The sequence below is a fragment of the Pueribacillus sp. YX66 genome (assembly GCF_041725775.1).
Classification (GTDB): domain Bacteria; phylum Bacillota; class Bacilli; order Bacillales; family UBA6769; genus Pueribacillus.
This window is the reverse complement of record NZ_JBEUEL010000031.1, coordinates 1-12,636: the sequence shown is the minus strand read 5'-3', so window position 1 is coordinate 12,636 and position 12,636 is coordinate 1. Positions and strand designations below refer to the sequence as shown.

Sequence of the window (12,636 nt, the reverse complement as noted above, 5' to 3'; positions counted from 1 at the left end):
ATTAACGTATTTTGCTGAAAATATAAAAGATGACGCTCAAAGTAATACTAACAACAATTGACGTAACGATCGGAAAATAAAACGTCGTATTCCCTTTTTTGATGATGATATCACCAGGAAGCTTCCCGATAAAATGCATAAAGAAACCAATGAGTAAAAAAATAATGCCAATCATGATGAATAGTTTGGAAAACTCCATTTATTCGGGCACCTCCAGATTAAAATGGCGATAGGCCAACGGGGTCACAATCCTCCCTCTCGGTGTCCGTTGGATAAAACCAATCTGTAATAAATAAGGTTCATATACTTCTTCAATCGTTTGGGGCTCCTCACCAATAGAAGAGGCGATCGTATCTAATCCGACAGGCCCGCCATTAAATCGTGTAATCATCCATGTAATAATTTTATTGTCAATTTGGTCGAGTCCTATACCGTCAACCTGAAGTTTATCTAATGAACTCTTCGTAATCGCAAGTGTAATTTTCCCATCACCTTCGACTTGAGCAAAATCACGGACTCTTCGGAGTAAACGATTCGCTATTCGTGGCGTTCCACGTGCCCTTTTCGCAAGTTCTTTAGCTGCTTCATCTTCAATCTCGACTGAAAAAAGCTCAGCTGTTCGTTTTACAATTAACATTAATTCTTTTTCTGTATAATATTCTAACCGATTTAACACGCCAAATCGATCACGTAACGGTGCTGAAAGAAAGCCCGCTCTCGTCGTAGCGCCAATTAGCGTAAAAGGCGGTAAATCGATGCGAAGCGAGCGAACCGTTTCCCCTTGTCCAATGACGATATCTAAACAAAAATCTTCCATAGCTGGATAGAGCACTTCTTCAACTGAACGATGGAGACGATGAATTTCGTCGATAAATAATACGTCACCCGGTTCAAGTGAAGTTAAAATTGCAGCTAAATCACCTTGACGTTCAATCGTCGGTCCAGACGTCGTACGTATGTTCACGCCCATCTCATTGGCAATAATCGAAGCAAGCGTCGTTTTTCCGAGCCCAGGAGGACCATACAGCAAAACGTGGTCAAGTGTTTCTTTTCGCAATTTCGCTGCTTCAATAAAAATCCGCAAATTTTCTTTCACTTTTTCTTGTCCAATATACTGCGCTAGACTCGTAGGCCGTAAACTAAATTCTCCTCCATCTTCGCTAATCGCTTCTCCAGTTACAAGTCTCTCTTCCACATCCATTCACCTCCCTATGACTGGATTAACATTTGAAGCGCTTTTTTAATTAACGTTTCCGTCGTAAGTGATTCATCTTTCAATTTCGGCAACACTTTTTTTATTTCTCGTTCAGCATAGCCCAATGCTCGTAACGCTTCCATCACTTCCAATAATGGATCCTCATCCCCCGGTGTTTCCGTTACTTCGACGTTTAAATCAGGTGAGGATAAAAATTCCGAAAGCTTACCTTTTAAGTCGAGGATCATTTGACGAGCTGTTTTTTTTCCGACACCTGGAAACTTCATAAGAAATTTTTCATCTTCATGTTCAATTGCAGAAACGACTTGCATTGGCTCACCCGTTGCCAAGATCGCAAGTCCTCCTTTCGGGCCGATACCTGACACACTTAAAAGCTTTGAAAAAAGAGCTTTTTCTTCACGGGTCGGAAATCCGTACAAGAGCGATGCATCGTCCCGGACATAATGATATGTATAAATCTTCACTTCACCTTTTTCATTTTTATATGTGAAAGGATTTGGACAAATGATTCGGTAGCCGACCCCATTAACGTTCAACACAATATATTCTGGATGGACGTAATCAATTTTCCCAACAAAAAATTCATACAACTGTTGTTCTCTCCTCTTATTTTTTCATTCTCATTATTGTAACATGACTATCGACTTCAGTGTTGAATAATCGAGTAGAAAGGAAAGTTGCACTCCTCTTACACCACACGATATATATACAATTCCGTAAACAATGATTAATTTATATAATGGTGCATGCTTTGGCTCCCTTTTCCACACTCGTTTCTTCTTTCCGTTCATGTGACGATATCCTTTGAGATACGCTCACACTTGCCTCATTCACACATTCTGAAGTTGTTTTCTCGGACATTTCGTGACATACACCCCTTCGTGATATGGCTAACTTCTCACGATTAAACTTTTCCGACCTGCTTTCTTAGTAAGGAACTCCTTAACTGCCTATGAGACATTCTAGGGAAAACACCACAGCTTTTGGACTTTAACTTGTAGTGAATCCTTATCCATCTCCTTCGTAATAGATTTCTGTTCGAGCTACCTGCGCTTCTCTAGTGTTTATCGATGTGTACCCCACTTTGGAGATAGTTGCCATGTTCGCTACACATATAAAAAGAAGCCTCGGATTTGGCTTCTCTTTTAAATATAATTTATTTTTCGTAACGTTTTAATTTCGTAATGACGGTGACAAAATCATTTTTCGTTTTAATAGGAATGCCCATCTTTAATTTGTTTATAAGGTTACTTTCCAGCTTGTCAATATCAAGCTGATAAAACGATTGAATCGCTTTTTCGTCAGACGGTTTTCCATCGTAAATAGTTAAAATTCCATTTCCTGATAAACCGAAATATCCATTTGTTTTAAGTAAAGGCGATATATCTTGAATTTTTTTATACAATTTTACATAGTGATCGTTATGGTCAACGAGCTCCCAGCCTTGATATATTAAAAAAATGTCTGAGATTGAATTCACAGTTTCATTCACAACTTCAATACTTCGTTCACCATCAAGATATTCTCTGACGAGATGAACTTCAACCTGATCAGCCACATTTTTGGCTTTTGACAAGTGTGCAAATGGACTTACCACTGCAAAGAAAAATAGAACTATTGAGATTAATGCTTTCTGTAGCATAAAACCACCTCTCGTAATTGAGATGAATATTCATCATCAGATTACCCAGAGATGACATTGTTTATTCGTAAATCAAGGTTATTCTTCGAATTCCATGTTGTGGAATACTTCTTGAACGTCGTCATAATCTTCAAGCATGTCGATCAACTTTAGCATGTTTTCTTTATCTTCATCGCCCGGAGCCGTTGTCGTTTCGGGGATCATCGTAATTTCACTCGTTGTAAACATATAATTGTACTCTTCAAGTACTTGTTTGACTTGTTCAAAATCTTCTGGTTCAGTATAAATTATAAATTCTCCTTCCTCGGTCTCTACCTCTTCAGCACCAGCATCAATCGCATGAAGCATCACTTCGTCTTCATCCAATTGCTCATCCGCAATGATTAATAAACCTTTTCGTTTAAACATAAATGCGACACAGCCATTTTCTCCTAAATTGCCTCCGTTTTTCGTAAATGCATGACGAACTTCAGCGGCAGAGCGATTTTTATTATCTGTAAGCAACTGAACCATAACTGCTATTCCACCTGGACCATAACCTTCGTATGTAATTTCTTCATAATTCGTTCCACCTTGTTCTCCGACTGCTTTTTGAATCGCACGCTCAATGTTATCGCTCGGCATATTATTCGTTTTTGCTTTATCGATCGCTAAACGTAATGCTGAGTTTAATTCGGGATCTCCTCCGCCATTTTTTGCCGCAACGTAAATTTCTCTTGCATGCTTCATAAATATTTTCCCGCGTTTTGCATCTTGTGCATTTTTTCTTCGTTGGATGTTTTTCCATTTGGAATGTCCAGCCATTTTTTATCCTCCAATCCCGATTTGTACGTCTTTAAACCATTATCTTTATCGTACAAGGATCGCTGACCAGTTGGCAAGCCATTCTGATAAAAACGATGGAGGTATAAAAAAACAGGGCAAATGACTATGTGTTGTCATTACCCTGTTTTTTATTTATTTAGCGAACGTTATTTTGGAAAGGACGTGAAATCGCATTGCCTAAATCGTTAAAGATCGCGTTAATGTCTGATTGGACTTCGTTGATACCATTGCCGTTTCGCATGTTGTCATCAACGTTGCTAATTCGATCAAACATATCGTTATCCGTAACGACTGTCACATTTTGTGTTTGAACGATGTCACGAATCGAGGCTTTGACTTTTCTGTCCACATTTCGTGTGTTGTTATCTTTTGAGTTAACACCGATAACGATTTGGTCACCGTAAACAATTGTCCGAGCATCTTTGACCCCTTTTATATCTTTGACACGCTCAGATATTTTTTTTGCGAGTTTTCGATCAGTCCCATCGTAATATCCAACATTGCCACGGTTTTCAAACGTACCGCGACGATTATTATTTTGTGGATTGTTTCCGAATCGGTTTTGATCATCGCCATCCATCATGTCAGTAATTGGGCCCTCGTTACGGTTATTCACTTGGTCATTACCATCCATAAACGGGCTTTGACGTCTGTTTATTCCATCGTTTGTACGATTTGTCGTGTTGTTCGTACCAAAGAAGCCACGATTGTTGTCATTAGGGCGATTACCCATGAAGCCTCTTCTAGTGTTATCGTTATCATCTGTATAATATCCGATAGGTCTTGTGTTGTTATCGTACCGATCGTTTGCAGCATTATCATTTGTATTACATGCCGCAAGCGTCCCGGCTAACATTACAGCTGACATCGTCGTCAATGCGAATTTTTTCAAATGAAAAACCCCCTTTCACCTTTTATGATGGCGAAAGATGAGCTTCATCATCCTAACAGTTATAGGCAATTTGGTACGAAATTCATCTAAATGGTGGTGGTGTTACTGGAACATTGCGTTTATGCTCGGTTTGTCTATGTAATGTTTCAATTCGTTTTCGGTCATTGTCTGAAACGTCAAGACCATCTAAATACCGGTCTATGACATCGTATGTCATACCAAGTTCACGTTCATCTGTCTGGCCATCCCATAATCCAGCACTTGGCTTTTTCGTTACAACTTGTTCTGGTACCTTTAAATAACGAGCCATGTCACGAACATCAGATTTTGTTAAATGAACGAGCGGATTCAAATCAACCCCACCGTCACCATACTTCGTATAGTAACCAGTGTACCACTCAGCTGCATTATCTGTTCCACACACTAAGTAACCGTAATGATGTGCAATCGTATAGAGTGTGCTCATCCGCAATCGCGCACGTAAATTCGCATCGCCCATTTTTGCTTTTTCAGAGTTGAATGTCTGTTTTTTCTCTAAACTCATATTGATGTTCGTTAACAATTGTTCATGAATATCGGATAAATCTACAACCATATAATCAATATCTGCTTTTTTTACAACGTCAATCGCATCATCTTCGTCACTTGCAATATTTTTAATTGGCAATATAACCCCGAGCGAATCATCTGGAAAAGCTAATTTGATTAAGTTTGCAACAACAGCTGAATCGAGTCCACCGCTTACACCGACAACAAGTCCGTTCATATTTGCTTCCGTTACTCGTTCACGTAACCAATTGACTAAAAAATTGACTTTTGCTTCCATCTTTGCGTTCCGCCTTTCAAAATTGTTCCTTCGCATTTAGTTTATCATATGCATACATTCTTTTATAAACGGAAGTCTAGCTGTTAATTGCTGTTCAGTGTAATGTAGTAGTTCATCAACTTGTTTCCACATTCTTTTTCGAAAAAAATAATTCCATTCACGAAAAATATCATTTGGAAAAATCAACCCGTATATAAACCAATGTTGTTCACTTAACAACTGCATTGTTGGGATGTTACGCAACAGTTCTTCGACGTTCCAATGATTTGAACATAACATTCGTTGTGCAAGCTGCAAATAATCATATTCTTTTGGGCCTAGTGAAACAAGGTCAAAGTCAATGATAACGATATTGTTTTCTTTTGTTCGAATAAAATTATGATGTGCGACATCACCATGAATCCATTGCCAATCAAGTACTGCTTGCTTTTCCATTTTCTCAAGTGGCTCTTCAGAAAGTTTCCTTAAAGCATACAATCCCCATTGACTCACCTGCTTAAACATATACGAGTGACGGTTCGGCAAATCATCTTGCACTTGCATAAAATTTTGAAAACGAAATTTATAATACGGAAGGAGGCGTCGAATGTTCGGTACTTCTTCAATCAATCGAATGCCAGAAGCCTTTTGATGAAAATAAAGCAATGCTTGAAATGTATCCATTTGATCGGCAGGTTGTGTAAAATTCACTTTGTTTCCATATATATATGGCATTAATGCCCAATAATAATTGTTCCAGACGACATAACGTTCACCATTCGGAAACAATTCAAAACAATAAGCTTCAGCTAATTTTTGCGTAAATTCCAATTGAAACAGCAATTTTCGTTTTGTATGAAACCCTTTAATTACTTTATAACCTTGTTTCAATTTTAATACGTAAAGATTAAATTTAATCCGGTATAGAGCACGGACAACAATTCCTTTTTCGTGTAAAAGAAAAACAAAGAGACGAATCGCGGCGGTATCGTCTCTTTCGTTATAATTAGTTTTCATCTTCTTCTGTTTCTTCAGTAGATTCTTGATATCGTTTATCTGAAATCCCTCCATCATCCTCCGAAAAGAGCGGTGCTTCGTAAGATGGAGTTGGCATCGTATGTTCATCATTCAATTGAGGTGAACGCATCATCATTTGTGGATGATAATATGGCTCATACTGTTGTTGCATCGGCAGTTGTTGTCCATACATCCCATACTGTTGACTTTGCATCGGCATGTGTTGTCCGTACATCCCATACTGTTGACTTTGCATCGGCATGTGTTGTCCGTACATCCCATACTGTTGACTTTGCATCGGCATGTGTTGTCCGTACATCCCATACTGTTGACTTTGCATCGGCATGTGTTGTCCGTACATCCCATACTGTTGACTTTGCATCGGCATGTGTTGTCCGTACATCCCATACTGTTGACTTTGCATCGGCATATGTTGTCCGTACATCCCTTGGTGATGTTCATACATTGGCATGTGCGCACCATACATATCTTGCTGTTGACCATACAGACCTTGTGAACCATATCCATACATAGATGCATTGTCGTAGTCCGTATCATAGGAAGAACTTGATGACGACTCCTCTTCCATCGCCCCCATTGTTGGCATTGGAGGCATCATATTGCCGTAACCGTATCCGTGATAATGACCGTGATATCCAGGCCAATGAATCGGTTGACACGGCATCGGCATAATCGGGGCACCACACCCACATGGAGACATCGGCTTATGATGGATTGGTTTATAATACATTGGCGGCATCGGTACTGGCGGAGCCTCAATTGGTAATTCAGGCTCGGGTATAGGTGGCAAAAATTCTGGTGATTCCTCATGGATTGGATACTTTGGCAATTCCGGCATCGGTGGTGGCGCAGGAACAGGCATTTCTTTTATCGGTGCCTCTTTAATAGGTGCCTCTTTTATCGGAGCTTCCTTTTTCGGCATTTCCTTATAATGCTTTTGACTAGGTGAATGACCCGACGGAATTTTTATTTTCATTCCTGGCATAATCATATTCGGGTCACTTAAATGCGAGTTTAAACTTTTTAATTGCGCGAAATCAACATTGTACTTTTTTGCAATTTTCCAAAGAGTATCTCCCTTTTGAACAATGTGGATCCTCACGTAACATTCCCCCCTATTAATAAGTCTCTACAGTATATGAGCGGATGGGCTAATTGCTACTACATTTCATTCATCTTTACACGTGTGCCTACAGTATAAAAAATGTATGCGCCAACGAAACGATTATGACAGCACTTTCAGTTATAACAGCTCTCATGATTTATGTATAATAGTAATAAGTTGATGAATGAAAAGGGAGTTCGATGGATGTGCGAAATGAAGGAGAAAAAATCTTAGGCAATGAACGCCGAAAACTCATATTATCATGGCTAAAGGAAAGCAATGAACCAATAACAGGAAGTGTGCTTGCAACGAAAACGAACGTATCAAGACAAGTGATCGTTCAAGATATTTCGTTACTAAAAGCACAAAACGAACCCATCGTTGCAACAGCAAAAGGCTATTTATACATAAAGCAACCGCTTGATGATCCGCCTTTTCAATGGGTGATTGCAGTGAAGCATACACCTGAAGAAACTAGACAAGAATTAGAAATTCTCGTTGATCACGGAATAACGGTACGTGATGTGACAATTGAACATCCCGTTTATGGTGATTTAAAAGGCTCGTTAATGCTTTCAAACCGCAGAGAAGTAAACCAATTTATTGAAAAAATCGAATCATCGAACGCATCGCTTCTGTCAGAATTAACGGAGGGGGTACACCTTCATACCCTCGATGCAGACAGTGAAGAACAGTTGAAAGAAGCATGTATCGAATTAGAAAAAGCGGGCATTCTTCTTTCATAATTTACACTCATTTTATGAATAACTGGATGAGACATAGCCTTCAGTCTTGTCCAGTTTTCTTTTGAATTAGGAGCGTTCTCGATTATGTTTTACTTCTGACGTAGGGACTACGAAAACGCACCACCCTAGATATTAATCCACTTTGAAGCAAGGATAGCTACCGATAATATCAACACCGCAACCGAGTGCTTCCAACTCAGCTTTTACCCCGGGAATTAACACTTCATCGGCTTTCATTTCAACATCAATAATGAAAAAATAATGTCCAAGCCCGGTTTTTTGTGGCCGGGATTCAATTTTTGTTAAGTTTAGTTTTCTCCATGCGAAAGCAGATAACACTTGATGCAGTGCTCCTGAATAATCGGAAGGCAACGTGATCTTAAATGTCGTTTTATCACCGATATAGTTGTCATTTAGAGGTATGCGATCTCCCGACTTAGTCAACACGACAAATTTTGTATGGTTATTTTGAAAATCTTGAATATCTTCGTGTAATATGGATAAACCGTATGTTTCAGCAGCAAATTCATTTGCGATCGCAGCGATACATTTAGTTGGATGTTCCTTCACGAATTTTGCTGCGGCTGCGGTTGAATTCGTATATTGAATCACAGCATTCGGGAAGTTTGTCCGCACAAAATGATGCGTTTGTGCAATCGCTTGTGGATGTGAATAAATTTCTAAAATCAAATCAGATGCATGCTCGTGATCCGGATGAACCATAAAATGCTGCTTAATCGGGATAACGATATCGGCAACGATCGGCAACTCATGATGAAATAAATAATCGATCGTTAAATTGACTGTCCCTTCAATCGCATTCTCGATCGGCACGACACAATAATCTGTCTCATCATTACTAACCGCATCCATACAGTCTGGAATCGTTTCATATGGGATTAATTCATCGTTAGGAAACATCTTTTTTGCAGCGTATTCTGTAAACGTACCACTCGGTCCAAGGTAGCTAATCTTTGAACTCATCTCCAAATTTCCCCTATCCATAATGTAATCTCTATCTAATTTTGACTTCCGGTCTCTGAGCACTGACCTCTGGAATTTTACATACCTGATCCAATCACTTCAACCCGTTCAACAGCTGCTACGGCTTCAATCCGAGATATTAACTCACTAAGTTCAATAACCATTACAGCCGTTTCAATCGATAATGTTACGTTTGCCCTTCCTTGAAGCGGAATCGTCTGATTTATTGTAAGTACGTTACAACCTGAATCCGCAACGGTTTTTAGCACTTCAGACAACGCTCCAGAACGATCGAGCAAAAAAACGGAAAGCGTCATTATTTTTTCTTTCACGATCGAGTGAAAAGCAAATACGCTATCGCGATATTTATAAAAAGCACTTCGGCTTAAACCGACTTGAGAAACTGCATCATTCACTTGCGCGGCTTGACCGCTCTCAAGCAATGCTTTTGCTTGCAATGTCTTTTTCATTGACTCTGTTAAAACATCTTCACGAACTAAGTAATATTGAATTGGAATTGATTTTCGTTTCACACATCGTTCCTCACTTTATTTTTTCTTGTGCAATTCCAATGATGTGCTCTGCTTTCACCTTTTAATCAATAAACTCAAATTCAAAATCCAACAATCTCACGACATCACCGTCTTCAGCGCCTAATTCCCGCAACGCATCATCAACCCCGAGACTTCGTAATTGGCGTGAAAACCGGCGTGCACTTTCTTCTCTAGAAAAGTCAGTCATTTTGAATAAACGTTCCAATTTTTTACCACTAATAACAAATGCCCCGTCGCCCGCTCGTGTAATCGTAAATAATTTCTCCTCTTTTTCAAACCCGTATATGACATGCTCATCTTCATTTTCTAAATCGAACAGCGGTATTTCTTCCGTTTTTTCAAGCGTATTGGCAATCTCAAAAAGTAACTCCCGCAACCCTTGTTTCGTTAAAGCGGAAATTGGAAAAACACGATATGACTCTTTAAGCTTCTCTTTAAATAGCTGTAAGTTCTCTTCGGCTTGAGGAAGATCCATTTTGTTAGCGACGATCAGTTGCGGTCGATCGATTAATTTGTCACTGTACTGTTTCAGTTCATCATTAATTGTAACGTAATCATCATACGGATCGCGACCTTCGATTCCCGACATATCAATAACATGAACGATGACACGCGTTCGTTCGACATGACGCAAAAATTGGTGTCCTAATCCTACCCCTTCATGTGCTCCTTCAATTAAGCCCGGCAAATCAGCGACGACGAAACTGCGGTGATCCTCCGTTTCCACGACACCTAAATTAGGGGTAATCGTCGTAAAGTGATAATCCGCAATCTTCGGTTTTGCAGATGTAATAACGGACAGTAGCGTTGATTTTCCGACACTCGGATAGCCGATGAGCCCAACATCAGCCAGTAACTTTAATTCAAGAACTAAATTTCGTTCTTTTCCTGGTTCGCCATTTTCAGCGTGATAAGGTGCAGGGTTTGCAGGTGTCTTAAATCGCGTATTTCCTCTCCCCCCACGACCTCCTTTTGCGACGATTGCTCGTTGTTTATGCGTCGTTAAATCTGCAATCATCTTATTCGTGTCTTCATCGATGACAATCGTGCCTGGGGGAACACGTACAATTAACGGATCTGCATTTTTGCCGTGACGGTTTTTCGGACCGCCATGTTCTCCGCGCTCTGCTTTGAAATGTTTGTTATAACGAAAGTCCATTAGCGTACGTAAACCTTCGTCAACTTCGAAAACAACGTCCGCTCCTTTTCCACCGTCTCCGCCAGCAGGTCCGCCATCTGGAACATATTTTTCTCTCCGGAAGGCAACCATACCGTTCCCTCCATCACCAGCTTTTACAAAAACTTTCACTTGATCGACAAACATATCGTTCACCTGCTCGTTCACTTCAATTATAAATTAACTCTACCTGTTTCGACGATAGCTTTCAACTTCGCCTTTCTATTTATTCTTCATTCAAGTAAAAAAACCCTAAACCAAAATTGGCTAGGGCTATGCTACGGATGAATCAATTCTATGCTTCCGTTTAAACTCGTTGGATTATGCTTCTTTCACTTCTGGATATACGCTCACTTTTGTGTTATTGCGCCCGAGGCGTTCGAATTTAACGACACCATCGATTTTAGCATAAAGCGTATCATCCTTCCCGCGGCCTACATTAAGACCTGGATGAATTTTTGTTCCTCGTTGGCGGAAAAGAATCGAACCACCCGTTACAAATTGACCATCCGCACGTTTCACACCGAGACGTTTCGCGATCGAATCACGCCCGTTTTTTGTACTACCGACACCTTTTTTCGATGCGAAAAACTGAAGATTCATTTTAAGCATTGTATACACCTCCTATGCTTGGCTTTCTCTAATCGTCATATGTCTACTATATTCCTCAGCGATATCATGCAAACCGACGAGCATCCCTTCGATTAACAATTGAATGTCATGTTCGACAGACTTTGTTAAATCGTTCGGGATTTCACACCGTAAATAACCACCTTTTTTCCCCGATTCAATCGGCAACTTCACATCACACAGTTTGGCAACAGCATTCACTGTTCCAATCGAAAGTGCAGAAACGGCTGCACAAACGAGATCATATCCATAAGGTCCTGCATTTGCATGTCCACTAATCGTAAATGAAGTGATGTGCTTCGTTTCTTGATTACGTTCAACGTTAATTTCTATCATCGTTATGCGTTAATTTTTTCAATCGTGACCTTTGTATAAGGTTGACGGTGTCCTTGTTTGCGACGGTAGTTTTTCTTCGCTTTATATTTGAACACGATAATTTTATCGCCACGACCATGTTCAACAATTTTTCCAGAAACCGTTGCACCTTCAACGTACGGTGTTCCAACTTTCGTGTCGTCTCCGCCGACGAATAGAACGTTGTCAAATGTAACCGTTTCTCCAGTTTCACCTTGTAAAAGTTCAACAGTAATCTCTTGACCTTCTTCAACTTTAATTTGTTTACCACCAGTTTCAATAATTGCGTACATTTCTGCACCTCCTATTTTATCTAAGACTCGCCATCACAGGTGCGAACCTCGCTTAATAACCTGTTTTGTGCGGTTGTAGCACGGTTAGGTGCTTTTAAACAACAAAAAAATATTACCATGAAATAAGGCAGATGTCAATTTTATTTGAAGTTTTGTAGCCATGAAGAGTAAATTTATATCTCTTACTCTTTGATGATGGGAAAATCACTTATCCACAGTTGTTAATTTTTACCAGTTGGTCTTCCTCTTTTTTGAGTCGAAACGAACCGAATTTCTGTTTTTGACTTTTTAAATTGTGGATAACTCAAGTTTCCCTTTTTTTCTATCACATCCTTTGGTACAATAAAACCACTAGGTAAACCGAATTTGAATCGG

At 39.7% G+C, this 12,636-nt stretch carries 16 protein-coding genes and 1 other annotated feature; of the genes, 1 reads left to right on the top strand and 15 read right to left on the bottom strand.

Annotated features, from left to right (window positions below):
- Window position 1: 1 nt before the first annotated feature.
- The 9 genes from ABU914_RS12415 to safA all read right to left on the bottom strand — a co-directional run bounded on the left by ABU914_RS12415 (window position 2) and on the right by safA (window position 7,520).
- Window positions 2-199 (bottom strand): DUF2905 domain-containing protein, encoded by a 198-nt coding sequence (locus ABU914_RS12415; protein WP_379670050.1) that lies wholly within the window; start codon window positions 197-199, stop codon window positions 2-4.
- On the bottom strand, window positions 200-1,195 hold the full coding sequence (ruvB, locus tag ABU914_RS12410) for a Holliday junction branch migration DNA helicase RuvB (RefSeq protein WP_379670049.1): 996 nt from the start codon (window positions 1,193-1,195) through the stop codon (window positions 200-202).
- 14 nt (window positions 1,196-1,209) lie between these two features.
- The gene (ruvA, locus tag ABU914_RS12405; protein ID WP_379670048.1) at window positions 1,210-1,806 is read right to left on the bottom strand and encodes a Holliday junction branch migration protein RuvA; all 597 of its coding nucleotides are present in this window, start codon (window positions 1,804-1,806) and stop codon (window positions 1,210-1,212) included.
- Window positions 1,807-2,372: 566 nt separating this feature from the next.
- Window positions 2,373-2,858 (bottom strand): BofC C-terminal domain-containing protein, encoded by a 486-nt coding sequence (locus ABU914_RS12400; RefSeq protein ID WP_379670047.1) that lies wholly within the window; start codon window positions 2,856-2,858, stop codon window positions 2,373-2,375.
- Window positions 2,859-2,936: 78 nt separating this feature from the next.
- The gene (locus tag ABU914_RS12395) at window positions 2,937-3,662 is read right to left on the bottom strand and encodes a YebC/PmpR family DNA-binding transcriptional regulator (RefSeq protein WP_379670046.1); all 726 of its coding nucleotides are present in this window, start codon (window positions 3,660-3,662) and stop codon (window positions 2,937-2,939) included.
- Between the two features lie 157 nt (window positions 3,663-3,819).
- The gene (locus tag ABU914_RS12390) at window positions 3,820-4,575 is read right to left on the bottom strand and encodes a YhcN/YlaJ family sporulation lipoprotein (RefSeq protein ID WP_379670045.1); all 756 of its coding nucleotides are present in this window, start codon (window positions 4,573-4,575) and stop codon (window positions 3,820-3,822) included.
- Window positions 4,576-4,657: 82 nt separating this feature from the next.
- On the bottom strand, window positions 4,658-5,401 hold the full coding sequence (nadE, locus tag ABU914_RS12385; protein WP_379670044.1) for an NAD(+) synthase: 744 nt from the start codon (window positions 5,399-5,401) through the stop codon (window positions 4,658-4,660).
- A 36-nt stretch (window positions 5,402-5,437) separates the two neighbouring features.
- Window positions 5,438-6,397: a phosphotransferase gene (locus tag ABU914_RS12380; protein ID WP_379670043.1), complete on the bottom strand. Its 960-nt coding sequence runs from the start codon at window positions 6,395-6,397 to the stop codon at window positions 5,438-5,440.
- Window positions 6,387-7,520: a SafA/ExsA family spore coat assembly protein gene (gene safA / locus ABU914_RS12375; protein WP_379670042.1), complete on the bottom strand. Its 1,134-nt coding sequence runs from the start codon at window positions 7,518-7,520 to the stop codon at window positions 6,387-6,389. Before safA ends, ABU914_RS12380 begins: the two co-directional genes overlap by 11 nt.
- A gap of 203 nt (window positions 7,521-7,723) precedes the next feature.
- Between safA and ABU914_RS12370 the strand changes: the two genes are divergently transcribed.
- Window positions 7,724-8,269: a transcription repressor NadR gene (locus ABU914_RS12370; protein ID WP_379670041.1), complete on the top strand. Its 546-nt coding sequence runs from the start codon at window positions 7,724-7,726 to the stop codon at window positions 8,267-8,269.
- 132 nt (window positions 8,270-8,401) lie between these two features.
- Here the strand turns inward: ABU914_RS12370 and pheA are convergent, their stop codons facing one another.
- The 6 genes from pheA to rplU form a co-directional block, all read right to left on the bottom strand.
- Window positions 8,402-9,253, bottom strand: coding sequence for a prephenate dehydratase (gene pheA, locus ABU914_RS12365; RefSeq protein ID WP_379670040.1), 852 nt, complete (start codon window positions 9,251-9,253; stop codon window positions 8,402-8,404).
- 77 nt (window positions 9,254-9,330) lie between these two features.
- Window positions 9,331-9,771: an ACT domain-containing protein gene (locus ABU914_RS12360; protein ID WP_379670067.1), complete on the bottom strand. Its 441-nt coding sequence runs from the start codon at window positions 9,769-9,771 to the stop codon at window positions 9,331-9,333.
- Window positions 9,772-9,847: 76 nt separating this feature from the next.
- Entirely contained in the window at window positions 9,848-11,131 is a 1,284-nt protein-coding gene (gene obgE, locus ABU914_RS12355) for a GTPase ObgE (RefSeq protein WP_379670066.1), read from the bottom strand.
- A 174-nt stretch (window positions 11,132-11,305) separates the two neighbouring features.
- Window positions 11,306-11,596, bottom strand: a complete 291-nt coding sequence (gene rpmA / locus ABU914_RS12350) for a 50S ribosomal protein L27 (protein WP_379670039.1) — start codon at window positions 11,594-11,596, stop codon at window positions 11,306-11,308.
- A gap of 12 nt (window positions 11,597-11,608) precedes the next feature.
- Entirely contained in the window at window positions 11,609-11,950 is a 342-nt protein-coding gene (locus ABU914_RS12345; protein ID WP_379670038.1) for a ribosomal-processing cysteine protease Prp, read from the bottom strand.
- Window positions 11,951-11,952: 2 nt separating this feature from the next.
- Window positions 11,953-12,261 (bottom strand): 50S ribosomal protein L21, encoded by a 309-nt coding sequence (gene rplU / locus ABU914_RS12340; protein WP_379670037.1) that lies wholly within the window; start codon window positions 12,259-12,261, stop codon window positions 11,953-11,955.
- 13 nt (window positions 12,262-12,274) lie between these two features.
- Window positions 12,275-12,346 (bottom strand) — a sequence feature (ribosomal protein L21 leader region).
- Between the last annotated feature and the right edge of the window lie 290 nt (window positions 12,347-12,636).

Bases quoted from the DNA above. Each gene is read 5' to 3' on its own strand.
- ABU914_RS12415 (WP_379670050.1), bottom strand. From the start codon at position 199: ATGGAGTTTTCCAAACTATTCATCATGATTGGCATTATTTTTTTACTC.
- ABU914_RS12400 (WP_379670047.1), bottom strand. From the start codon at position 2,858: ATGCTACAGAAAGCATTAATCTCAATAGTTCTATTTTTCTTTGCAGTG.
- ABU914_RS12395 (WP_379670046.1), bottom strand. From the start codon at position 3,662: ATGGCTGGACATTCCAAATGGAAAAACATCCAACGAAGAAAAAATGCA.
- nadE (WP_379670044.1), bottom strand. From the start codon at position 5,401: ATGGAAGCAAAAGTCAATTTTTTAGTCAATTGGTTACGTGAACGAGTA.
- ABU914_RS12380 (WP_379670043.1), bottom strand. From the start codon at position 6,397: ATGAAAACTAATTATAACGAAAGAGACGATACCGCCGCGATTCGTCTC.
- ABU914_RS12370 (WP_379670041.1), top strand. From the start codon at position 7,724: ATGGATGTGCGAAATGAAGGAGAAAAAATCTTAGGCAATGAACGCCGA.
- pheA (WP_379670040.1), bottom strand. From the start codon at position 9,253: ATGAGTTCAAAGATTAGCTACCTTGGACCGAGTGGTACGTTTACAGAA.
- obgE (WP_379670066.1), bottom strand. From the start codon at position 11,131: ATGTTTGTCGATCAAGTGAAAGTTTTTGTAAAAGCTGGTGATGGAGGG.
- rpmA (WP_379670039.1), bottom strand. From the start codon at position 11,596: ATGCTTAAAATGAATCTTCAGTTTTTCGCATCGAAAAAAGGTGTCGGT.
- ABU914_RS12345 (WP_379670038.1), bottom strand. From the start codon at position 11,950: ATGATAGAAATTAACGTTGAACGTAATCAAGAAACGAAGCACATCACT.
- rplU (WP_379670037.1), bottom strand. From the start codon at position 12,261: ATGTACGCAATTATTGAAACTGGTGGTAAACAAATTAAAGTTGAAGAA.